This is a genomic window from Paenarthrobacter sp. 22069 (assembly GCF_052046035.1).
GTDB lineage: Bacteria > Actinomycetota > Actinomycetes > Actinomycetales > Micrococcaceae > Arthrobacter.
Map to the genome: position 1 here is coordinate 76,901 of NZ_JBQEQF010000016.1, position 20,951 is coordinate 97,851.

The following is a 20,951-nucleotide window of genomic DNA, read 5'->3' on the forward strand; positions in this document are numbered from 1 at the left end:
CTCGCTATTCCGGATGGGGCTGGGGAGTGGCGTATCGCACGGGCAGGGCGACGGCGGCTGTCGCCGTCGTTCCAAGCGGCCAGGCGGTGGCGGGCTACTGCGCAAGATCTACGTAGGCGTGCCAGTATCTGGCGTTTTGCCTCGAGGACGCCAGCACCACCAGGCCCGTCTGGCTGTTGACGTTTTGTTTGGTTGACGTGGGGTCGTTGATGTCCGTGTCGGTGCCGCTGCTGATAATGGGGGTGCCTGCCCCGGGCGCGAAGGAAACGTTGTCGATCGGCGACTTCTTGTAATAGATGGTCCCGCCCTCTTCGGGCGCCACCGCGAACATCCAGATTTCGCGGTGCTCCTCGTCGATCATGACCATCGGCCTGGTGTGGAGGTCCTGCACCTCGCCGAACTCCGCGCTGGTCCAGTCGCCCTTACCATCGCGCACCAGCAGCGCCACCAACGTTTGGCCTACCTTCCGGTTGGCGGTTTTGATCGCCGCGAAGAGGCGCCCGTTGCCGTCGCTGGTCAGTTGCCTGAGGTTCAGATGATCGTTGGCGCAGCCACCGGTGCAGTTCTTTCCCCCGCCGTAAGCCACCTCTGTTTGCCACGAGTTCTCCGGCTGCCCGTCCTGATGGACGGCAAAGTAGAACTTCTTTTGTCCCGGCCGCTGGTTGCTCCACATGATGCCGATCTTGTCGCCCTGGAAAGACGTGACGGCGGAGATATCGTCGTAGTGCACCTGGGCGTTGGCGGTGGGCAGGACGAACGGGGTGCCCCACGCCGTGTCGCTGGTGGTTGAGTGGTTGACGTAGACGCGGTTGCTGTTGTCGGAGGACACAGTGGTGTAGGTGACCCACAGCTTGCCGAGGGAGTCCTTGGCCACCGTGATCGATTCCGTGCTCCCGCTGTGCAGGGTGACGGGGAATCCAGCATCCTGCGAATAGGTCTTGGCCAACGCGTCATAGCTGAACCTGTGCAGCTCCGCGGACCCGGACGTCACCGCCAGCTGGGACGGTGGCGAGTTCCACTCCGAGCGCACCGTCGTGCTCGACACGACATAGAGCTTGCCGTCTACTGCGTCCCACAGGGCGTCTCCCCGCGCCGTCTGACGCGGGTCGACGACTGTACCGGTCCCTTGCCACGTCTGCGTTGCGGCATCAAGCCGGTGGATCGTCGTCGCATGGGCGGATTCGCTCCACAGCAGCCCCCACCAGCTCCCGTCCTGGAACCAGAGCTTGCTCTGGGCCTTGTCAGCCGTTGGCGTTCTTACGCCGTCGGCCGCAAAAGAAGGGCCAGGGATTCCGACGTCGGCAGCCTGGGCTGGGAGCGGGAGCGCGAGCGCAACGGACGCCGCGAGGAGGAGGGCGATGAGGAGGCGGAGCAGGCGCATAACAGTCCCCTTGGGTTACGTCAGTAACGCCGGGGCCGTTGCATCACCTGCCGGCGGGATCACCATACGTCCGCAGGCCACGCCCCGGATGGCCGCGGTGGCAGGAAGGGGAGCCAAAAGGGGAGTGCTTTAGGTAGGCGGCGGTGGATGCCCGGAAACCCCTACCAGGACTGGGAGCGCCGGCTTTTACGCGGCGTCGATGGCGTCGAGCCACTCCTGGAACGTCTGGCGTCCGACGGCGGAGCCCGGCTGCCCAGCTCCACATAGCCAGGAGCGGCGGGCCCTGGGNGGGCCCGCCGCTGTCCGTCAGCGGTTGGCGCCCAGGGCCGCCCAGGCCTTGTTCCGGCGTTCGGCAAGGTCCCGGCGGGCAGCAAGGGCATCATCCAAGCTGACGGCGGCAAACCGGGTCGCCGTTCCGGGCGCAGCCCGTGCAACCAGGTCCATGTCGGCGCTGATCACGGTGCCCACCATCGCGTAGCCGCCGCCGGAGACGGCATCGCGGTGCAGGATGATCGGCTGGGTGCCGCCGGGAATCTGGATGGATCCCACGGCATACCCCGCGTCCACGATGTTGGAAGGGTCCGAGCCGGCGCCGAACGGCTGTTCGCGCTCCTTCCATTCCACGCCGGGTCCGGAGTAGCGAAGACCCATCCGGTCGGCCACGGGAGTCACCTTCCACTCCTCGTGGAGGAGATTGCCCAGGCCTTCGTCCGTCAGGCGGTGGTCGTACAACCCCAGCACGATCCGGACTTCCTGCTCCTTGGCGAAAGCAGGCCGGTATTCATCCGGGACGCTTTCGGCCTGGGGGAGGCTTCCGCCGTTGAGGGGAGCGCCGACGGGGACAACGTCGCCCGCCTCGAGCTTGCGGCCCTTGAACCCGCCGATCCCGCCCAGGCTGTACGTGGACCGGCTGCCCAGCACCTCCGGGACGTCGATGCCGCCCTGGACGGCGATGTAGTAGCGGGTGCCGCCCTGGATCACGCCGAAGGAAAGCTGGTCCCCGGCCTTCAGCAGCAGGCGGCTCCACTGTGGCCGCGGCTCCCCGTTGACCTTCACCTCCACAGGAGCGCCGGTGACGGCGATGACGGCGTCGCTGTCGGTGGTCAGCACCGGGCCCAGGTAGGTGCACTCCAGGACCGCTTCCCGTGCCGAGTTTCCCACCAGGGCGTTTCCCAGTTCGGCGGAGTACTGGTCCATGGAACCGCTTTGCGGTATGCCCACGTTGTAGTGGCCCGTGCGCCCCTGGTCCTGGACCGTGGTGGCCAGGCCCGGGTTTCCGATTTCAAATGCCATTGAGGGCCTCCATGAGTTCACGGTTGTAGCCTTCCGGGTCGGCCAGCGCCCTGGACAGGTCGAACGTCACCGGTGCCTGGCGGTAGCGGAAGGTGCCGGCGGAGATCTCCGCCTGGATGGTGTTGTATTCCGCCTCCGTGACCGGTTTGAACTTCACGATGTCCCCGGGGCGGAAGAACACCATGAAGTCCTTGAAATCCGCCAAGGCCTGGCCGGGGTCGAAGATGGGGGCGGCGGCGACGCCGAACATCTGGTACCCGCCGGCGCCCCGGACGGAATAGATGCAGCCGAAGCATCCGCCGTGCCCCACGGTCAGCTTGGGGGTGTCGGTCCGCGGGCTCAGGTACTTGGGCACCTCCAGCTGCTTCTCGCGGTCCACCAGCTGGAACAGGAACGGCAGCCCGGCCACGAAGCCCACCATGGACACCAGCCACGGCTGTTCGTGGTGCCGCTGGATGAACTCCGCGGCATCCTTGAGGTGGTTGACCTTGGCCGCGTAATCAATGTCGCTGCCTTCAGGCTCCTGGTGGAAGCCTTCACGGAACCGCTGGGCCACTTCCGCGGTGAAGGGGTCCTCGTACCAGACCGGAACCTCGACGATCCGGGTCTCCAGTGCCCGTTCCTGGTGGGACGTCAGGTCCCGCTCGATGTCACGCACAGCAGTTTCCAGCTGCTCTGGAGGCAGGACGTCGGGGTCGAACCGCACCAGCAGGGAAGCGTTGGCCGGGCAGATGTCAACGATTCCCGGGAGCCCGGCGTCGGATAGCCTGCCGGCGATGGACATGACCTTGAAGTTCGCGGGCAGGCTCATCGCTTCGGAGACTTCCACGAACAGGAATTCGTCCCCGCCCCAGGTGTAGCGCGCACCCGGGAGGATGGCGGTTTCGGTGGTCATTTTGCCCCCATGAGGTCGGCTGCGGTTTCAATGAACTTGGAGTGGTGGCTGACTTCGGCGAATTCGGGCCGCGCCAGCAGCGCCAGGTGGACGGGGACGGTGGTCTTGACCCCTTCAATGTGTGTTGCCTCCAGCGCCGCCAAGGTGGCCGCGATGGCGGCGTCCCGGTCCGCGGCGTGGACGGCCAGCTTTGCCAGGAGGGAGTCGTAGTAGGGGCTCACCACCGAACCTGCTTCCACCCCGCTGTCCACGCGGATGCCCTCCCCCGATGGCCAGTCCAGGGACCGGATGGTTCCGGGGCTGGGGAAGAAGTGGTGGCTGGGGTCTTCCGCGTTGATGCGGCATTCGATGGCGTGGCCGCTGAAGTGCACGTCGTCCTGGGAGATGGACATGGATCCGGTGGAGGCAATCAGGAGCTGCTCGCGGACCAGGTCCACGCCGGTGATTTGCTCGGTGATGGGGTGCTCCACCTGGATGCGGGTGTTCATCTCAATAAAAGCCGCCTCGTGGTTCCCGGGGTCGTACAGGAACTCCACCGTCCCCGCCCCGTGGTACCCGCACTGGCGGGCAAGGGCTACGGAGGACTCCCTGATGGTGGCCCGGACGGCGTCCGGGAGGTTGGGTGCAGGGGCTTCCTCCAGTACCTTCTGGGAACGGCGCTGCATGGAGCAGTCTCGGTCGCCGAGGTGGATGAAGTTGGTCCCGTCGCCCAGGACCTGCACCTCAACATGGCGGGCATGCTCCACGAACCGTTCCAGGTAGACGGTGGGGTCGCCGAAGATGGCGGCGGCCTCGCCCCTGGCCATCTCGATGGTTTCCAGCAGCTCGCCTTCGTCGCGCACGAACCGGATGCCCCGGCCGCCACCACCGGCGGAGGCCTTTACCACCAGCGGGTACCCAATCGCACGCGCTATCCCGACGGCGTCCGCCTCCGGATCCAGGGGGCCGTCAGACCCCTTGAGCACGGGGACGCCGGCGTTGGCTGCCGCTTCCCGGGCCAGGGATTTGTTGCCCATCATGGAGATGGTGTCCGCGGTGGGGCCCACCCAGGTGAGGCCGGCCTCTGCCACCTTCCTGGCGAAGTCGGCGTTCTCCGAGAGGAAACCGTAGCCCGGGTGGACGGCGTCGCACCCCTGCTCGAGCGCCGCAGCGACCAGGGCGTCCTGGTTCAGGTAGCTGGCGGTTGCCTGGGCCGGGCCCACCACCACGTAGTGGTCGGCTGTCCGGGCTGCCAGTGATTCCGCGTCGGGCTCGCTGACCCCCAGGACGGTTTCGATGCCCATCTCGCGGGCAGTCCTGGCGATCCGCACGGCGATCTCGCCGCGGTTTGCGATGAACAGTTTCATGGGCTGCCTTTATCCTTCCCGGATGACGACGATCGAGTCGCCCGGGTTGACCATGTCGCCTTCGTTGACTTCAAAGGACTCCAGGGTTCCGGCGACGTCGGACTGGATCTCGGTGAACTGCTTCATGATTTCCACGATGCCGATGGTCTGGCCGACTTCGATGGTGTCGCCTTCGTTGGCAAAGGGGGGTTTGCCCGGGCCGGGCTTGCGGTAGAAGACTCCGGGAAGGGGTGAAACGATGGTGGCCATGTGCTGCTCGCTTTCAGGAGTGGGCGGATCGGGATGAGTCGAGTGCCTTGCGCACGGCGGAGGCCACGGCGACGGCGTTGGGTGCATCCGAGTGGACGCAGATGCTCTGGAAGGCGATGTTCAGGGGCGTGCCGTCGACGGCGGTCACGGGCTCGCCTGCCACCGCCCGGCTGACGCGTTCCGCGGCGGCGTCCGGGTCGGTGGGCGCGGGCCGTCGCTGGATGAGGAGCTCGCCGCCGGGGCCGTAATTGAGGTCCACATAGAGTTCCGCAACGAAGTCCACGCCCATGGCGCGGCACACGGATTCATGGGCGGTCCCCGCCAGGCCGTAGAACGGAACGCCGAACTGTTTGGCTGTTCCGGCCGCCGCCTGCATAAGGTCTTCGTCTCCGGCGAGCATGCCATAGAGCGCGCCGTGGGGTTTGATGTGGTTCAGGGACAGCCCGTTCTTGGCCAGGAAGGCGGTCAGTGCCCCGGTCTGGTACAGGATGATCGACTCGACCTCCTCCGGCGTGAGCACCATGCGGCGGCGGCCGAACCCCATGGGATCGGGGAGCCCGGGATGGGCGCCCACGGCCACGCCGTGTTCGGCGGCAAGGGCCACCGTCCGGTTCATGACGTCCGGGTCCCCGGCGTGGTAGCCGCAGGCGACGTTGGCGACGTCGATGATTTCCATGAGTGCGGCGTCGTTGCCGAACTCGTGCAGGCCGAAGCCTTCACCCATGTCCGAATTCAGCAGCACCTGGGCAGGCGTGGTTTCCGTCACGTTTTTTTGCATGCAGGCAACGGTACAGAGGCGGCGAGCCTGCAGGAATTGGGCGGATCGCCGAATGTGGCCACCCGGATTATGCTTTTTGCACTAACAAGGAGGCTTGCCGTGCGTGTTGCCGATCTCGTGGCGGATGCTGCGCTGAACATCCGACTTGCCGTGCAGGGCAGCCCTGGACGCCTGGCCCGGCCCATTGCATGGTGTGCCCCCACGGAGCACATGGACCCCACGCCGTTCCTCAGCGTCAACGCACTGCTGCTCACTAACGGGATGGGCCTGAACGTCAGGGACTACCGCATCTGGGATGCGTACGTGGAGCGCCTGATGTCCGTTCCCGTTTCGGGCCTGGTTTTCGGCCTCGGCGCAGCGCACAGTGAACTGCCGCCGGGACTGGTGAAAGCCTGCGAAGCCCATGGCCTTCCGCTGCTTGAGCTTCCTCCCGAGGTGCCGTTTGTCCAGGTGATGCGGCACGTGGACCAGCTCATCGCCGCCGAACGCTATGCCGAACTGCGCGCCGGGTGGGACTTGGCGGACGAGTGCACCAGGCTGGCGGCGGGCGGCCATTCGCTGGCGCAGGTCCTGGAACGGGTGGCCACAACCATCCGGGCGCGCGTGGCGGTCCTTGACCACAATGGGTTTGAACTCATGTCGGCGGGAACGGCCGGGGGCGGAACGGCACGGACCACCCTGAGCCTGCCCAGCGGCGGAATTCTCCGGTTCAGGCTGGCCATCGAAGGAATCAAGAGCAGCCTGGTGCTGCAGCCGCTGTTGGGCCCGGTGGCTGCGGTGATCGCCATGCAGCTGAGCTACACCCTCGGGTCCCGGTCGCCCCTGCAGTCACGGGAAGCCGCACGGTTCATCGAGGCGCTCTACGAGGCCAGGGGGACACCGGCGCCGGCCCTGCGGCGCTACGCCGCGGAGGCAGGGTTCGAGCCGGACGCGGAGTGGGGCTCCGTGCTGATCGGCGGCGCTGGGGAAGTCGCGCCGGCCAAGCTGCGGACCATCGCCTGGCGGGTCCGGGTGGGTCTGCAGGCCGAATTCGGGACGGTGCGGTTCATGGAGGAAGCCGGCCTCACCACGGTCCTGGTGCAGCGCGGGGAAGCGGGGATGGAGCTCATGGAAGCCGTCCAAAAGTCTTTCCAGGACGCGCCGGAATTGTCCGCCGTCGTCTCCGGGTGCGGCAACCTGGACGAACTGCCGCTGGTGCTGCAGCTTGCCCGCCGCAGGATGGGTGAGCCGGGGCTCCATCGGGCGCCGGTCGCTGACCTGGCCGGTGTGGTGGAGGGCCTGCCCGGGGCCGGGCTGGTGGCGATGTCCAGGCGCCTCCTGGCCCCGTTGATGTCCGACGGCGGCACGGCCTTGCGCGAAACACTTGAGGCGTACCTGCGGTACAGCGGGAATACCCGTGAAACCTGCAGCGAGCTCTTCATCCACCGCAACACCCTGACGTACAGGTTGCGCAAGATTGAGGAGCTTCTCCGGGTTGACCTGGATGACGGCGAAGTGCGGGCCACCTGCCTGCTGGCGCTGCGGATCGTCGCCGCCGGAACCTAGGTGGCGGCCATCTCGGCGGCCGCCCTGGCGGCGCTGCTTTCGCGGACGAACAGGGTGGGTTCCAGCTGTACGGGTTCGGGTTTCTCGCCCCTGAGCACCGCCTGGATCAGCTGCACCGCCGTCCGTCCAATGTCCGCCATGGGGGAGTGGACCGAGGTCAGCGGAATGGGAAGTTCGGCGGCCAGGGAGGTGTCGTTGTACCCCACCACCGCCACGTCCTGTCCCACGGTAAGGCCGCGGGCGCGCAGGGCCCCCATCGCTCCAATGGCGGCGAAATCGTTGACCGCGAAGATTGCGGTGGGGCGCGGCCTGCCGCCGGCGAGAATTTTCTCCCCGGCCTCCCGTCCCCCGGCGGTATCGAATCTGGACCACACCACGTCGTCGTCGGAAATGGTGCCGCCCAGCGACCGCCAGCGGTCCAGGAAGCCTGCGGTGCGGTCGACGGCGGTGCTTGCGTAGGGCTCGCCGGCAATGACCGCCACCTGCCGATGGCCCATTTCCCACAGGTGGCCGGCCACGAGTTCGCCGCCCACGACGTCGTCGCAGGTGGCAGACGGGTAGCCCGTCACCCGGCGGTTCATCAGCACGAAGGGGACCTTCCGGTCGGTCAGTTCCTGCAGGAGGCCGCCGTCAAGGTGGGCGTCACCAATAATGAGGCCGTCCACCCGGCGCGCCAGCATGAGGTCGATCTTCCGCCGTTGTTCGTAGGGGTCGTCGCGGGAGTTCATCACGAAGGCGGAGTACCCCACCTCGGCTGAGGCCTCGTCGATGCCCTCGTACATGATGGCCAGGACCAGGTCCGAAAGCCGGGGGACGATGACGCCCAACAGTTTGGTGCGCCGCGTGCGGAGGCTGGCGGCCTGCGGGTCAGGGGAGTAGCCGCGCTTGCGGGCCAGTTCCCGGACACGCTCGGCGGTGGCGGCCGAGGCCGCTCCTTTCGCCACGTCGGAACCGGAATGCAGGACCCTGGAGACCGTGGACGGATGGACGCCCAACTCCCTGGCCAAATCCTTCAGCGTGACCGTTCCGCCGCCGTCGGCCTTTTCTTTCATGTCCCTCTCCTGCCCCCGTGGCCACTGTAGCCCAGGTATGCCCGGGCTGCCCGGAAGGCCGCCAAGGCAACCCTTGACGTGACCCGCTTCACATCCTATAGTCGTTCATCAGCGCTACCCAAACGTTTGGGTAGACCACCCCCAACAACTTCCCCCGGCGCCCCCACCCCTGGGTGCCGCCCCGTTTTCAGCGCGTTTTCCCTTTTTCCGCGGAGCGTCACCCAATCGATTGGGTTGCGGGCCGCGCAGCAAACCACCGGAGCTGAAATGACTGTTACCGACTCCCATGTCGTGCTGCTGGCCACTGGAGGCACCATCTCGTCGCGTTCCTCCCAGGCCGGAGGCGCCGTCGCCTCCGATACCGGCGAGCAGGTGTTCAAAGCCCTCGGCTCGCGGGTTTCCCACCCCGTCCGGGTGCTGGACGTGTTCCAAAAGGGGTCCTACCTCCTGACATTCGACGACATGCTGAAGATCTGCGCAGCCATCCAGGAGGTTCTTAAGGACCCCACCGTCCTGGGCGTGGTGGTCACCCACGGCACGGACACCATGGAGGAGACCGCCTACCTCGCGGACCTGACACACAGCGACGAGCGGCCGGTGGTCTTCACAGGCTCGCAGCGGGCCGCCGACTCCGACGCTCCCGACGGGCCGGACAACCTTGCGCGGGCCATCGCCGTCGCCGGTTCGATGGACGGGCGGGGAAAGGGCGTCATGGTCCAGTTTGCGGGCACCATTTTCCCGGCCGCCGGCGTGCGGAAAAGCCAGACTCTTCGGCTGGATGCCTTTGCGAACCCCGATTTTGGGGTACTTGGCCAAGTGTCAGCCCAGGGAGAAGTTGCCATGGACGGCAGCGGCAGGCTTGAGGCCCTGCCCCTGCCCCGGCCGGGCGGCGGCTCCCCGCGGGTGGACCTGGTTGCCGCCTACCCAGGCTCCGACTCCATCCTGATGCACGCCGCCCTTGAAGCAGGAGCGGAAGGCATCATCCTCCAGGGAACCGGAAGCGGCAACGCAAATGCCAGCCTCTGCGCAGAGGTGGCCGCCGCCGTCGCGTCCGGCGCCGTGGTGGTCACCAGCACCCGTGTGGACGCGGGACCGGTGGTGCCCATTTACGGGGCCGGAGGCGGTGGCGAGGACCTGCGGGTTGCCGGTGCCATCAGCTCCGGCCACCTCCGGCCCTCGCAGTCACTGATCCTGCTCAGCCTCCTGCTCAGGATCAATCCCGACCGGGACCGGATCACCGAAATTTTTGCCCAACGAGGGAGGCCTCCTGAACCTTCCGCCTGACACCCAGAACACCCGGTTTTGAACGAATTGAAAGGAAAATCTCATGGCTAAGGACATTCAAGTCGCCTTCGGCGTGGACGTAGACGCAGTGGCAGGCATGCTCGGCTCCTACGGAGGAGAGGACTCCCCGTGCGACATCAGCCGCGGCCTGTTCAGCGGTGAAGTCGGCGGACCCCGGCTGATCCGGTTGTTCCAGAAATACAACCTCCCGGCCACCTGGTTCGTGCCGGGCCACTCGATCGAGACCTTCCCGGAACTGACCCAGATGATCGTGGACGCCGGGCACGAGATCGGCGTGCACGGATATTCGCACGAGAACCCGATCGCCATGACCCGGGAGCAGGAGACCGCCATCCTGGACCGCGCGATCGAACTGATCGAAAAGGTGTCCGGCCGCCGGCCTACCGGCTACGTTGCACCGTGGTGGGAGTTCTCTCCCGTCACCAACGAGATCCTCCTGGAGCGCGGCATCAAATACGACCACTCCCTGATGCACCGCGACTTCGAGCCGTACTACGTCCGGGTCGGGGACTCGTGGAAGAAGATCGACTACACCAAGGACGCCCAGACCTGGATGGAGCCGTTGAAGCGCGGGCAGGAAACGGACCTGGTGGAAATTCCGGCCAACTGGTACCTCGATGACCTGCCTCCGATGATGTTCATCAAGGCATCGCCGAACTCGCACGGGTTCGTCAACCCCCGCGACATCGAAGAGATGTGGAGGGACCAGTTCGACTGGGTCTACCGCGAAATGGACCAGGCCGTCTTCACCATGACCATCCACCCGGACGTCTCCGGCCGCCCTCAGGTGCTCCTCATGCTCGAGCGGCTCATCGAACACATCAACTCCCACGAGGGCGTCAGCTGGTGCACCTTCGACCAGATCGCCGATTCCTTCCTTTCCCGCAGCCCCCGTAAGGACAACAAGTCATGACCATCCAAGAACCGGCTGTCGACCTGTCGCAGCCCCGCCCGGACGAGAAGCGCCGCTTCCCGGTCTTTTCCAAGCGCCACACCACCACCGCCACTGTCCTTGCCCTGCTGGCCTGGACCGTAGCCGTCTTCGACTACGGCCTGTTCGGCACCCTGCTGCCGGCCATGCAGCAGGAATTCGGCTGGTCTGCGCCCGAAGCATACGCCATCAACACCTGGATCGCCGTGGGCACCGCCATCGTCTGCTTCGGCATCGGGCCCGTCATTGACCGCCTGGGCCGCCGCAAAGGCATGATGACCACCATCGGCGGGACCGCCGTCGTCTCCGGCCTCACGGCACTGATTCCCACGGGGATCCCGTTCCTCAGCAACGCCATGCTGGTGGTGGTCCGTTCCTTCGGCGGCCTCGGATTCTCCGAGCAGGCCGTGAACGCCACCTACATGAACGAGGTCTACCAGGTCACCGAAGTCGCGGACAAGCGCAAGCGCCCGGGCTTCCACTACTCCTTCATTCAGGGCGGCTGGCCGCTCGGCTTCCTGCTGGCAAGCGCCCTGGCCCTGGCCTTCCTGCCCTCCCTGGGCTGGCGTGCCCTGTACCTGATGGCCACCATCCCGGCCGCCGTCATCGTCTGGGTCATCGCCCGCAAGCTCAAGGAAACGCCCCAGTTCGAACTGCACCACAAGCTGACCGAGCTCGAAAAGAGCGGCAAGACGGCGGATGCGCACTCCCTGGCCCACGCGTACGGCGTCGAGCATTCCTCGGCAGCCCCGCTGAAGCGCATCTGGGAGCCGCACCTGCGCCGGAACACCTTTGTGTTCTCGCTCGCCTGGATTGTGAACTTCTTCGGCATCACCATCTTCAGCGTCCTGGGCAGCTCCGTGCTCAAGAACGCGAAGGGCGTGGAACTCTCGGACGCCTTCTGGATGCTGATCGTCATCAACCTGCTGGCATACTTCGGCTACGTCTTCCACGGCTGGCTCGGTGACAAGATCGGCCGGAAGCGGACCATCATCGGCGGCTGGATCCTCTCCGGTATTTCCTTCTCCATCATGCTCAGCCCCATCGCCACCAGCCCGTTCATGATCATCCTGACCTACGGCGCCGGACTGTTCTTCCTGGTGGGGCCGTACGCCGCCATCCAGTACTTCATGGCCGAGTGCTACCCGGTCAGCTGCCGGGCCACCGGAACCGCCTTCATCGGCGCCATGAGCCAGCCCGGAACCATCCTCGGCGGCGCCATCTTCACGGCCATTGCTGCCGGCGCCGGCACCGGTACCGCAGCCCTTTGGGTGGGTGCCCTGGGCACCCTGGTGTCCGGACTCCTGATGATCGCCGCCAAGCCCCCTGCTGAAGCCCTGATGGAGGACCACCCCCATGACGTCGCCTAGCAAAGCCGCCATCATCACCGGTGCCGCCAGCGGCATCGGCCGTGCCCTCGCCGTGCACTACGCCCGCCAGGGGGTGGTGTCCGTCATCGGCACCTTCCCGGGCGACCCCCACGATCCGGAGGAGACCCTCCGGCTGGTCAAGGAGGCCAACGGCGAGGCGGTCATCCACGAAGTGGATGTCCGCACCACCGCCTCCGTGGATGCCCTGGCCCAGCGGGCCGTGGACGAGTACGGCCGGCTGGACTACGCCATCGCCAACGCCGGCATCCTCCGGAACTCCCCGCTGGGGGAGATGACGGACGAGCGCTGGCACGACATGCTCAACGTGGACCTTACCGGCGTGCTGCGCACGCTGCGTGCGGGCGCGGAGAGAATGACCGACGGCGGCGCACTGGTTGCGGTCTCGTCCATCGCCGGCGGGGTGTACGGCTGGGAGGAACACGCCCACTATGCAGCCGCCAAGGCTGGCGTGCTGGGCCTGGTCCGCAGCGTGGCCGTTGAGCTCGGGCCGCGGCAGATCCGCGCCAACGCCGTCATCCCCGGCCTCATCGAAACCCCGCAGTCCCTCGACCCGGTGAACTCGCTGGGACCGGAGGGCCTGAAACGGGCCGGGAACGACATCCCCTGGGGCCGGGTGGGCACACCGGAGGAAGTGGCCAGCGTCATCGGCTTCCTCACCTCCGACGATTCCCGCTACATCACGGGGCAGGCGCTGGTGGTTGACGGCGGCCTCACCGTGAAGATGCGCGCCTGACAGCCCAAGGAAAGGACACCATGAACACATCGACCCATGTTTCCGGGAACGCCCAAGCCTCAAACGGACGCGGGGTGGTGGTCACCGGCGGTTCCAGCGGAATCGGCAAAGCCATCGCCGAGGCCTTCCTGGCCAACGGCGACCGTGTTGCCGTGCTGGACCGGGCCGGAGGGGACGGCGCAATCCGCGTGGACGTGGCCGACGAAACCAGCGTGCGCGCGGCCTTCGCCGAGGCCCGGGAGGCGCTGGGCGGCATCGACGTCCTGGTCAACAGCGCGGGCCTGCTGACGGAGTCTCCGCTGGAGGACATGTCCCTGGCCATGTGGAACGAGACCCTCACGGTGGACCTGACCGGTGTGTTCCTGTGCTGCCGGGAGGTGGTGGGGGAGATGCGGCAACGCAAGTGGGGCCGCATCATCAACATCGCCTCCCAGCTGGCCATCAAGGGCGGCGTGGGGCTGACCCATTACAGTGCCGCCAAGGCCGGCGTCGTCGGCCTTTCCAAAGCGCTTGCCCTGGAAACGGCGCCGGACAATGTGCTGGTCAACTGCATCGCCCCGGGGCCCATCGAGACGCCGCTCGTGGAGGGCATCTCGGAAAGCTGGAAGGCTGCGAAGCGTGCCGAGCTTCCGCTGGGGCGTTTCGGGACGCCCGCGGAGGTGGCTCCCGCGGCTCTCCTGCTGGCCAGCGATCCGGGTGGAAACCTGTTTGTGGGACAGACGCTGGGGCCCAACTCCGGCGATGTGATGCCTTAAGGAAAGGGAGCGACATGTGCGGCGCCTGCGGAAGGACCACCGTGGCGGACCCCACCCTGGGCCCGGTGCGGACCATGCGGCAACACCTGATCGTGGCGGCCACGGTCAATGCCGTCTGCGCCGGCCTCCCCGGTGCTCCGAAAGTGAACGCCCTCAAAGACGGGTGGCTGATGACCGGGGCCGCCGGAGCCTCCGCGCGGTGCCAGACCCTCGACGAACTGTGGTCCGCGGTGCTCGGCTGCTTCCCGGACGCGTCCGTGGTGGACCGTCTGAACGGCCGCCGGCTGGCGTACGCAGCGGATCCGGCCAACGCGGGCCTGCCTGCGCGGGCAGCTGTTCTTCTGCCGGACGCCGAACCCTACCAAGGAGATTTTGCATGACTGATTACTCCCCGCTCTGGTCACCCATCCGGATCGGTGCCACCGAGCTGGACAACCGGGTGGCCCTGGCTCCCATGACGCGGATCAGCGCCACCGAGGACGGGCATGCCACAGACAGAATGGCGTCCTACTACCGGACCTTTGCACGTGGGGGCTTCGGCCTGCTGATCACGGAAGGCATCTACCCGGACACCGCCCACAGCCAGGGCTACCATCACCAGCCCGGCATTGCGACGGAGGAGCAGGCTCGGTCCTGGGCCACGGTTGTCGACGGCGTCCATGCGGAGGGTGCAAAGATCTTCGCCCAGCTGATGCACGCGGGTTCCCAGAGCCAGGGGAACAGGTTTGTGGCCTCCTCCGTGGGGCCATCGGCGGTGGCACCCAAAGGGGCGCAGCTGGGGTTTTACCGCGGTGAAGGTCCCTACCCTGTTCCCTCCGCGATCACCCTGTCCCAGATGAAGGACGTTCGGGACGGGTTCGTCACGGCCGCGCTGCATGCGCAGCAGGCGGGGTTCGACGGCGTGGAGATCCATGGTGCCAACGGGTACCTGCTGGACCAGTTCCTCACCGACTACCTGAACCAGCGCGATGACCACTACGGCGGGTCCCCGGAGAACAGGGTGCGTTTCGCCGCTGAAATCTGCCGGGACGTCCGCGAGGCCGTTGGCCCGGACATGACCGTTGGTATCCGCATTTCCCAGTCCAAGGTCAGCGACACCGAGCACAAGTGGAGCGGGGGAGTGGAGGAAGCCGAGGTCATTTTCGCCACCCTGGGTGGGACGGGGATTGATTTTGTCCACACCACCGAATACCGCGCCACCGAGCCCGCGTTCGCGGATGCCGGGGAGACCCTGGCTGCGCTGGCAAAGAGGTACTCGGGCCTTCCTGTGATCGCCAACGGCAAGCTCGATGATCCTGATACCGCAGTGTCCATGCTGGTGGACGGCTCGGCGGATGTTGTGGCGCTGGGCAAGGGAGCGCTGGCCAACCGGAACTGGCCGCACCTTGTCCGCAACAACCTGGAGTTCGGGGACCTCGACCCCGCCGTGTTCGCTCCTTTGGCGGACGTCAAGGACTGGGAGCTGGAGGACCCGGCATAAGTCCCCAACAATGGGCCGTGTGACGCCCANCACGCCTCTCACCCCGCGGGCCGGGCCAGGCGGCGGAGCAGCGATACGGCGTCGTCCACGGGCACCGGCTCGAAGAACCTGGCGTCGGCGAGTTCGACGGCGGCGATGGCCCGCGGCGCCAGCTCGGCTCCGCTGCTGGTCACGCGCAGCCGTTTGGCCCGGGTGTCGGCGGGGTCGACTTCCCGTTCGATGAGTCCCTTCGCTTCCAGGGCGCGAAGGACCTGGGAAGCCATCTTGACGTCGGTGCCGGCCTGCCGTGCCAGGGCCAGCTGGTTCGGGTGCTCGCCCTGATTGTTGAGCCACCAGGCGCAGGCGAGCAGCACGAACTGCACATGGGTGAGATCGAGCGGGGTGAGAGCTGCGGCGATGTCCCGCTGCCAGCGCAGGGTGGCGTGCCAGAGCAGGAAGCCGGGGCTCTCGCCGGGATTGAGCGGCATCAGCCGCCCGCCATCTTGACCAGCGCGGCCATGGTTTCCGGCCAGTCCGCGGTGATACCGGGCCCAATCTGCGGGCCGGCTTCGTCGGCGCCGTCGCCGGTGATCTCCATCCGGTACACCACGCGGATCCGGCCCTGACCGGCGGGATCGATGCGGTGGGTGGTGCGCAGGAGAAGGCCGCCGAAGCGGGCCTCGTCCACGAAGCGTTCGTTTTCGACTGCCTCGGCGATGACCAGGGGGATCGGATCGTCCCCCGGAGGCGTCATCAGGATCTGGGTTCCGGCCTCGAAGGGGCCGTTGATCTCGATCTTCTCGATCTCGCTGTTCCAGGCGCCCCAGTTTTCGACGTCGGACCAGAGGCGCCAGATGGCTTCTGGCGTGGCGTTGGTTTCGATGCTGTGCTCGTATTCCCACATGGTGGCCTCCTCCGAAGATGATCTATATAAAGATTATCTATGCACGGACTATTTCTTGTCCAGAGGGGAAGCCAGGGAATTCGGAAGCGTTGCCCTTGCGTGTGACCCACCTGTGCGGGGGTACAGTTGTGCCGCCCCCTCTGGACAGCGCTTAGCAGTGTTTGGACGAATTGCTGCTGAAATCTTGTGGGAACACTGGGGATTCCGCCATGCCCTTGCGCATACACTCCGAGCATGCGCGTCTTCGACACCACATATGACTACAAGTCCGACAAGCCTGCCAGGACGCGACCCGACGCGGACCGGGACAGCCGGAAGCTCCGTCAGGACCATGAGTTGCTGTGGACCAAGAAGCTTAATTCCGGCGTCCTTTTCGCCCCGGTACCCCCATCGCGCCGTCGGGACGGCTACCTGATATTCATCGACGATTCCGGCGACCGGCACTGGTACGGCAGTGATGCCATCACCAACTCCTACACCCGCTGGTCACGTCCCGAACCTCTGGCCAACGCTATTGCCTCGCTCAACGAGGAACAACGGTCCCGCTACCTGGACCAGCCCTACACCATCGGCAGCGCGATGATTTGGCCCGTCAGGTCCAAGGACCGGCCTACCATGAACACGGCACGAGGTTTCGGGCGGTCCGGCCGACTGATCGCTGACCGCATGGACCTTACCCTTGAGTGCATCCGGCGTCATTACGCGGGAGAGGCGGAGAGCCCACTCGCCGACGTCATCAATGCTTATGGGGACTTCTTCGCGCTCTTCGAAGGGTTCGGAGAGTTCGTGGAGTTCTTCCACCTCCAAGACCTTGTGGCACCCGACTACAACGAGGTTCGTTTCTTCCTGCCATTCACGAACTTCGACCGTCCAGGAACACCGTCCACAATCGAAGAGTATGTGACATATAGGGAGGCCACCCTGGGCTTCATTTCAGGGCGGCAGCGTCGGATGGCTAAGTGGGTCACCCAGCACCACCCCGAGATTGAGGTTCGCGAGTAGCCGGGTTACTTCAAACAATGTCGCTTACACGTCAGAGGAGAGCTTTTGGAGACTTCACCCGCTTCCGCGTCCAGTTCAATCGTGGGAAAGCTCCTGGAGGAAATCTCATGGGAGAAAGCCCGTGACTACAGAGCCGGCGGCCAGGGCCGCGAGAATGTCCTGACCGCAGAAGTTCTGGTGGGCCTCGATTTCCTGCCCCGAACCCATTTCTTAGGGAACATCTTAAGGACTGCCCACGGTGCCGATAACGCGCGCAACACGCTTGCAGGAGAGGCTGAGGAACTGCAGATGCACTTTCTTCCTGGCGACTTCAATCTCGGTCCGGATGGAGGCAGGGCCCGATTGGTAGTCCAGCCCGACGCAATCTTTGAGACTCCAAGCACGTATACATTGGTTGAGGCCAAACGCATCAGGTACGGCAGTTTTCAGCCCGAACAATTGGCTCGTGAATACATTACCCTAATGTCGAAGGCCGGGTCCGCTGCTCCTGCACTCTTGCTCTTGGGTGTCGCTCCGCCGGTTCGGGTCAAAGGCAATGGCCAACTCGAGATAGCCGAAGCTGTGAGCCGCTTCCTCGGCCCTGTGTTGGAACGTGTCGACGACCCATCCCTGCCGCCTGAGTCCGAACTTTTGGAACGCATCACGGAGGTCTTCTGCTGGATATCCTGGCCGGAACTGGACGGTTGCGTACGTGAAGCGGCTGCCACGTACTCAGCTGGGCATCCATCTGGCGATGCTTCAGTCCAGCGCATGGCCGCCTTTGTTCAAAACGCAATAGCTTGGCATGCCTGATTGCTTGAAAGGGACCTGCCCGCTGGCCATCCGTAATGTGTCGGCGAGCTCAATGGAGGCCATGTCCCTGGCGTACCAGGGCCAGCGCCTGTACTCGCAAGCTTCGAAAGAGTGAGCAGGCCAGCGGCTGCCGGCCACGGTACTCCTGTACCCTGACAGTAGGTTCTGGGCTTCAGCGCCCCATCGACCAAGCCCGAGTTTGTTGCCGGCGCACGGTCTGGACTCCTGGCAGCGTCCTCTTCGACGTCGTCGAACCCCCGCTGCAATCGGCCCGAATCCGGTCGCTCCCAACATTTTGGAATGGAACTTCATCCCTACTGGCACCCCAGCTCCGGCGGAAGTCCCGCCCTTTGACCCGACCCCTTTGAACACAGCGGCAGCCGCCGGGCATGTAACTTGGATGGACGCCGGCACCGGGATGGCAGCGCGGTGGCGGTCGGCCAACGGCAGGCCTGCGCCCGGGCGGGTGGAGGTGGTGGACGACGCCCTCACGGCCGACGATGCGTACCGCATGGCATCACAGGGGATCGCGATGCTCTGGCACGGAGACTTCCACAACGCCCGGCAGATCCTCAACGCCATGGACCGCCGAATCGGCGCCGGAAAGAAGGCCAGCGGAACCCCTGCCGAGCAGTTCTACCGGCACCGGCAAGCCGCCTCACACCGTGCACGAATCCTGGGCCTGCTCCTGATTCCCCTCGATCCCGGCCCGGTGGTGCCCCTGCGCCGCGCACCGGACATCCGCGAAGCCGCCGCGGCAGCGTACGGAGACATAGGAGAATCTTCCGTGGTGTCCCTGCATGAGCTCGTTGGGGCCATCGGCGCCCACGAGTGGCGCCGGAGCGGGGTCTACGTCGATGCCCTCCAGGACCGGATTCACCCGCATTACGGCACATTCTTCCCCACCCGCAGCGAGTACGTGGACCTGGTGGCGGCCGCTGCGCTGCCCGCTGACACGCTCGCGTTCGACGTCGGAACAGGCACCGGAGTGCTCGCCGCCGTCCTCGGCCGCCGCGGTGTCCGCCGCGTGATCGCGACGGACAATGAACCGCGCGCCATCGCCTGCGCTGCTGAGAATTTCCGGAACCTCGGAGTCGAGGACCGCGCCGAGGCTGTCCTGACCGACATGTTCCCGCCCGGACGGGCACCGCTGATCGTGTGCAACCCGCCTTGGATTCCGGCTACGCCGCATTCCAGCCTGGACAGCGCCGTCTACGACCCCGGGAGCAGGATGCTGTTCCGCTTCCTGAACGAACTCCCCGGCCATCTGGAGCCGGGCGGTGAGGGCTGGCTGGTCCTCTCCGACCTCGCCGAGCACCTCGGCCTCCGCTCGCGCGAGGACCTGCTGGCCGCCGTCGAAGCCGCCGGGCTGAAGGTGGCGGAAAGGCTGGACACCAAGCCAACGCATCCGAAGGCCTCGGACCGCGACGATCCCCTGTTCGCGGCGCGCTCGGCCGAGGTCACGTCACTGTGGCGGCTTGTCGGCCAATAGCCTCAAGGGACGTGCGCCGGGCCAGCGCGGACTGCTCTGATTGGGCTCTCCTATTCGGTCAGCCCATTTCTGATCGCGAACAACGTAGCTCCCACCCGGTTCGTGGCACCGATCTTGGTGTAGATGTGCTCCACATGGTTGCGGACGGTCTTCCGGGAAAGGAAGAGGTTGTCTGCGATCTGGGCCGGAGTCATTCCGCGGCACAGCATCCCGAGGATTTCGACTTCGCGCGGGGTGAGTCCGCCCGCGGCCGAATGCGGGCGGCGGGGCTGCTGGCCGGCCGCCACGAGCACGGCCTCCACTGCTCCGGCGGCGAGCCTCCCGGCCGAAACTTCCTGCCGGAGCCGGGCGGCCGCATCAGCGGGGGTGAGCGCGGGCCGGTGCGGGCGTGGCTCCACGGAGGCATGGTAGGAGTCCGCTGCCGCCAGGATCCGCTGCTTTACCCCCAGCTCGTTTCCGCCGATCCCGCGGGGATAGCCGGACCCGTCCAGCCGCTCGTGGTGTGTGCCGGTGAGGGCCGCCTCGCCCTTCAGCCCGGGAACGCGGCTGAGGATCCGTTCGCCCAGGTACGGATGCATGCGGATACGTTCCAGCTCCAGCCCGGAGAGGGGCTCCTTCTTGTCCCACACCTGGTTGGATACCCCCAGGCGGCCCAGGTCGTGCACCCAGCCTGCGCGGCGGAGCTCCGTGACGTCGTCCGCCGGCAGCCCATGCTCCTCGCACGCGGCGGCCGCCAGGGCCGCCACCGCGCGGGAGTGTCCGGCCGTGTAGGGGGACTTGAGGTCCGCGAAGTCGCCGATGGCGCGCAGCACCACATCCAGTTGGCTGCCCGACAGGGGAGCATCAGTGGGCGCCAGGTCCAGGGCCGCCTGCCAGCAGTCGACGTCGAGGAGCCCTTCGGTGAGTGCCTGGGCCTGGTCGATGAACAGGCCGGCCAGTGCCGGGTCGAACTGGCTGCCGCGGCGTGCCCGCACCATGGCCACCGCGCCTGCCACTCCTTCCCTCCGCAGGAAGACCTCGGCGGTATCGGCCAGGTGCATGATCCGCATCTCCAATGGAATGTCCGGCCCCGCGACTCCCTCCGGCAGGCCCTTGCCGTCCCACCGCTCAAAGGTGTGGGTGAGCAGTCCTGCCACGCCGTCGTCGAGCCCTACACTGCTGGCCAGCACCCCGGCGGAGACGCAGTGCGAGGCGATCATGGTGCGTACCGCCCCGCTGCCGGTCGCCGCGAAACGCGTCCAGCGGGCAACGCGGGCCAGCGGCGGGAGGCCGGCGCCGGCGTGGCTGAACATGCCGGCGTACATGGGCAGGCCGTGCTGGTCGCGGCGGTAATAGTCGGCGCGGAAGGCGATATCGTCCGTGAACAGCGCGGCGAGTTCAAAGGAATCCGCGTGGCAGCCGATCCAGGCCAGCTGGTTGGCGTAGTAGACCCTGCCCTGGCCGGCGGCGTCAACGCCCGCCGCCCCGGCGATCCGCAGGGCCAGCAGGGACGCACGCAGCATGTGCTCCATCGGCTGCCCCAGCCCCAGGTCGATGGCGAGCGACAGCGCGGCCAGGACTTCGCTGCGCCGGGGCGCAGCCGGTGACTGCATCACACCTGCCATTCTAGGAAGCCGCCGGCTACGGCAGTAGGGACCACGCGTGCGGC

The 20,951-nt window shown here is 66.4% G+C and carries 21 protein-coding genes; 11 read left to right on the plus strand and 10 right to left on the minus strand.

Features of this window, described 5'->3' with window-relative positions; genetic code table 11:
- Positions 1-94: 94 nt before the first annotated feature.
- From ACTJK0_RS14340 to pxpA, 6 genes are all read right to left on the minus strand, one after another.
- Entirely contained in the window at positions 95-1,381 is a 1,287-nt protein-coding gene (locus tag ACTJK0_RS14340) for a hypothetical protein (protein ID WP_440745609.1), read from the minus strand.
- A gap of 306 nt (positions 1,382-1,687) precedes the next feature.
- Positions 1,688-2,674, minus strand: coding sequence for a biotin-dependent carboxyltransferase family protein (locus ACTJK0_RS14345; protein WP_440745610.1), 987 nt, complete (start codon positions 2,672-2,674; stop codon positions 1,688-1,690).
- Positions 2,664-3,569, minus strand: coding sequence for a 5-oxoprolinase subunit B family protein (locus ACTJK0_RS14350; protein WP_141180930.1), 906 nt, complete (start codon positions 3,567-3,569; stop codon positions 2,664-2,666). The genes ACTJK0_RS14345 and ACTJK0_RS14350 overlap by 11 nt, the downstream gene beginning before the upstream one ends.
- Positions 3,566-4,915 (minus strand): acetyl-CoA carboxylase biotin carboxylase subunit, encoded by a 1,350-nt coding sequence (locus tag ACTJK0_RS14355; protein ID WP_440745611.1) that lies wholly within the window; start codon positions 4,913-4,915, stop codon positions 3,566-3,568. Before ACTJK0_RS14355 ends, ACTJK0_RS14350 begins: the two co-directional genes overlap by 4 nt.
- A gap of 9 nt (positions 4,916-4,924) precedes the next feature.
- Positions 4,925-5,164 (minus strand): acetyl-CoA carboxylase, encoded by a 240-nt coding sequence (locus ACTJK0_RS14360; protein WP_018770516.1) that lies wholly within the window; start codon positions 5,162-5,164, stop codon positions 4,925-4,927.
- Between the two features lie 13 nt (positions 5,165-5,177).
- On the minus strand, positions 5,178-5,942 hold the full coding sequence (gene pxpA, locus ACTJK0_RS14365) for a 5-oxoprolinase subunit PxpA (protein ID WP_141180932.1): 765 nt from the start codon (positions 5,940-5,942) through the stop codon (positions 5,178-5,180).
- Between the two features lie 99 nt (positions 5,943-6,041).
- Here pxpA and ACTJK0_RS14370 point away from each other — a divergent pair, with 99 nt between their 5' ends.
- Positions 6,042-7,487, plus strand: coding sequence for a PucR family transcriptional regulator (locus tag ACTJK0_RS14370; protein ID WP_440745612.1), 1,446 nt, complete (start codon positions 6,042-6,044; stop codon positions 7,485-7,487).
- Here the strand turns inward: ACTJK0_RS14370 and ACTJK0_RS14375 are convergent.
- The gene (locus ACTJK0_RS14375) at positions 7,484-8,539 is read right to left on the minus strand and encodes a LacI family DNA-binding transcriptional regulator (protein ID WP_440745613.1); all 1,056 of its coding nucleotides are present in this window, start codon (positions 8,537-8,539) and stop codon (positions 7,484-7,486) included. The two genes, ACTJK0_RS14370 and ACTJK0_RS14375, sit on opposite strands and share 4 nt — an antisense overlap.
- Positions 8,540-8,806: 267 nt before the next feature.
- Here ACTJK0_RS14375 and ACTJK0_RS14380 point away from each other — a divergent pair, with 267 nt between their 5' ends.
- From ACTJK0_RS14380 to ACTJK0_RS14410, 7 genes are read left to right on the plus strand one after another with little or no spacing between them, the layout of a single operon-like run.
- Positions 8,807-9,823: an asparaginase gene (locus tag ACTJK0_RS14380; RefSeq protein ID WP_141180935.1), complete on the plus strand. Its 1,017-nt coding sequence runs from the start codon at positions 8,807-8,809 to the stop codon at positions 9,821-9,823.
- 43 nt (positions 9,824-9,866) lie between these two features.
- Positions 9,867-10,757, plus strand: a complete 891-nt coding sequence (locus tag ACTJK0_RS14385; protein WP_440745614.1) for a polysaccharide deacetylase family protein — start codon at positions 9,867-9,869, stop codon at positions 10,755-10,757.
- Positions 10,754-12,145 carry an MFS transporter gene (locus ACTJK0_RS14390; RefSeq protein ID WP_440745615.1) on the plus strand — a complete coding sequence of 464 codons (1,392 nt, stop codon included), beginning with the start codon at positions 10,754-10,756 and terminating at the stop codon, positions 12,143-12,145. The genes ACTJK0_RS14385 and ACTJK0_RS14390 overlap by 4 nt, the downstream gene beginning before the upstream one ends.
- Entirely contained in the window at positions 12,132-12,899 is a 768-nt protein-coding gene (locus ACTJK0_RS14395; RefSeq protein ID WP_141180938.1) for an SDR family NAD(P)-dependent oxidoreductase, read from the plus strand. The genes ACTJK0_RS14390 and ACTJK0_RS14395 overlap by 14 nt, the downstream gene beginning before the upstream one ends.
- Positions 12,900-12,919: 20 nt before the next feature.
- Entirely contained in the window at positions 12,920-13,654 is a 735-nt protein-coding gene (locus ACTJK0_RS14400) for an SDR family NAD(P)-dependent oxidoreductase (RefSeq protein ID WP_440745616.1), read from the plus strand.
- Positions 13,655-13,695: 41 nt separating this feature from the next.
- Positions 13,696-14,034 (plus strand): hypothetical protein, encoded by a 339-nt coding sequence (locus ACTJK0_RS14405; RefSeq protein ID WP_440745617.1) that lies wholly within the window; start codon positions 13,696-13,698, stop codon positions 14,032-14,034.
- Positions 14,031-15,134 carry an oxidoreductase gene (locus tag ACTJK0_RS14410; RefSeq protein WP_440745618.1) on the plus strand — a complete coding sequence of 368 codons (1,104 nt, stop codon included), beginning with the start codon at positions 14,031-14,033 and terminating at the stop codon, positions 15,132-15,134. Before ACTJK0_RS14405 ends, ACTJK0_RS14410 begins: the two co-directional genes overlap by 4 nt.
- Before the next feature lie 38 nt (positions 15,135-15,172).
- Here ACTJK0_RS14410 and ACTJK0_RS14415 read toward each other — a convergent pair whose 3' ends face one another.
- Both ACTJK0_RS14415 and ACTJK0_RS14420 read right to left on the minus strand, forming a co-directional pair.
- On the minus strand, positions 15,173-15,601 hold the full coding sequence (locus tag ACTJK0_RS14415; RefSeq protein ID WP_440745619.1) for a MarR family winged helix-turn-helix transcriptional regulator: 429 nt from the start codon (positions 15,599-15,601) through the stop codon (positions 15,173-15,175).
- Positions 15,601-16,017: an SRPBCC family protein gene (locus tag ACTJK0_RS14420; protein ID WP_440745620.1), complete on the minus strand. Its 417-nt coding sequence runs from the start codon at positions 16,015-16,017 to the stop codon at positions 15,601-15,603. Before ACTJK0_RS14420 ends, ACTJK0_RS14415 begins: the two co-directional genes overlap by 1 nt.
- Before the next feature lie 234 nt (positions 16,018-16,251).
- Between ACTJK0_RS14420 and ACTJK0_RS14425 the strand changes: the two genes are divergently transcribed.
- The 3 genes from ACTJK0_RS14425 to ACTJK0_RS14435 all read left to right on the plus strand — a co-directional run bounded on the left by ACTJK0_RS14425 (position 16,252) and on the right by ACTJK0_RS14435 (position 19,303).
- Positions 16,252-17,019: a DUF6994 family protein gene (locus ACTJK0_RS14425; RefSeq protein ID WP_440745621.1), complete on the plus strand. Its 768-nt coding sequence runs from the start codon at positions 16,252-16,254 to the stop codon at positions 17,017-17,019.
- 81 nt (positions 17,020-17,100) lie between these two features.
- Positions 17,101-17,811 carry a hypothetical protein gene (locus ACTJK0_RS14430; protein WP_440745622.1) on the plus strand — a complete coding sequence of 237 codons (711 nt, stop codon included), beginning with the start codon at positions 17,101-17,103 and terminating at the stop codon, positions 17,809-17,811.
- 400 nt (positions 17,812-18,211) lie between these two features.
- Positions 18,212-19,303 (plus strand): methyltransferase, encoded by a 1,092-nt coding sequence (locus ACTJK0_RS14435; RefSeq protein WP_440745623.1) that lies wholly within the window; start codon positions 18,212-18,214, stop codon positions 19,301-19,303.
- A gap of 50 nt (positions 19,304-19,353) precedes the next feature.
- On the opposite strand, the gene ACTJK0_RS14440 is transcribed toward ACTJK0_RS14435, so the two are convergent.
- Positions 19,354-20,895: an HD domain-containing phosphohydrolase gene (locus ACTJK0_RS14440; RefSeq protein WP_440745648.1), complete on the minus strand. Its 1,542-nt coding sequence runs from the start codon at positions 20,893-20,895 to the stop codon at positions 19,354-19,356.
- Between the last annotated feature and the right edge of the window lie 56 nt (positions 20,896-20,951).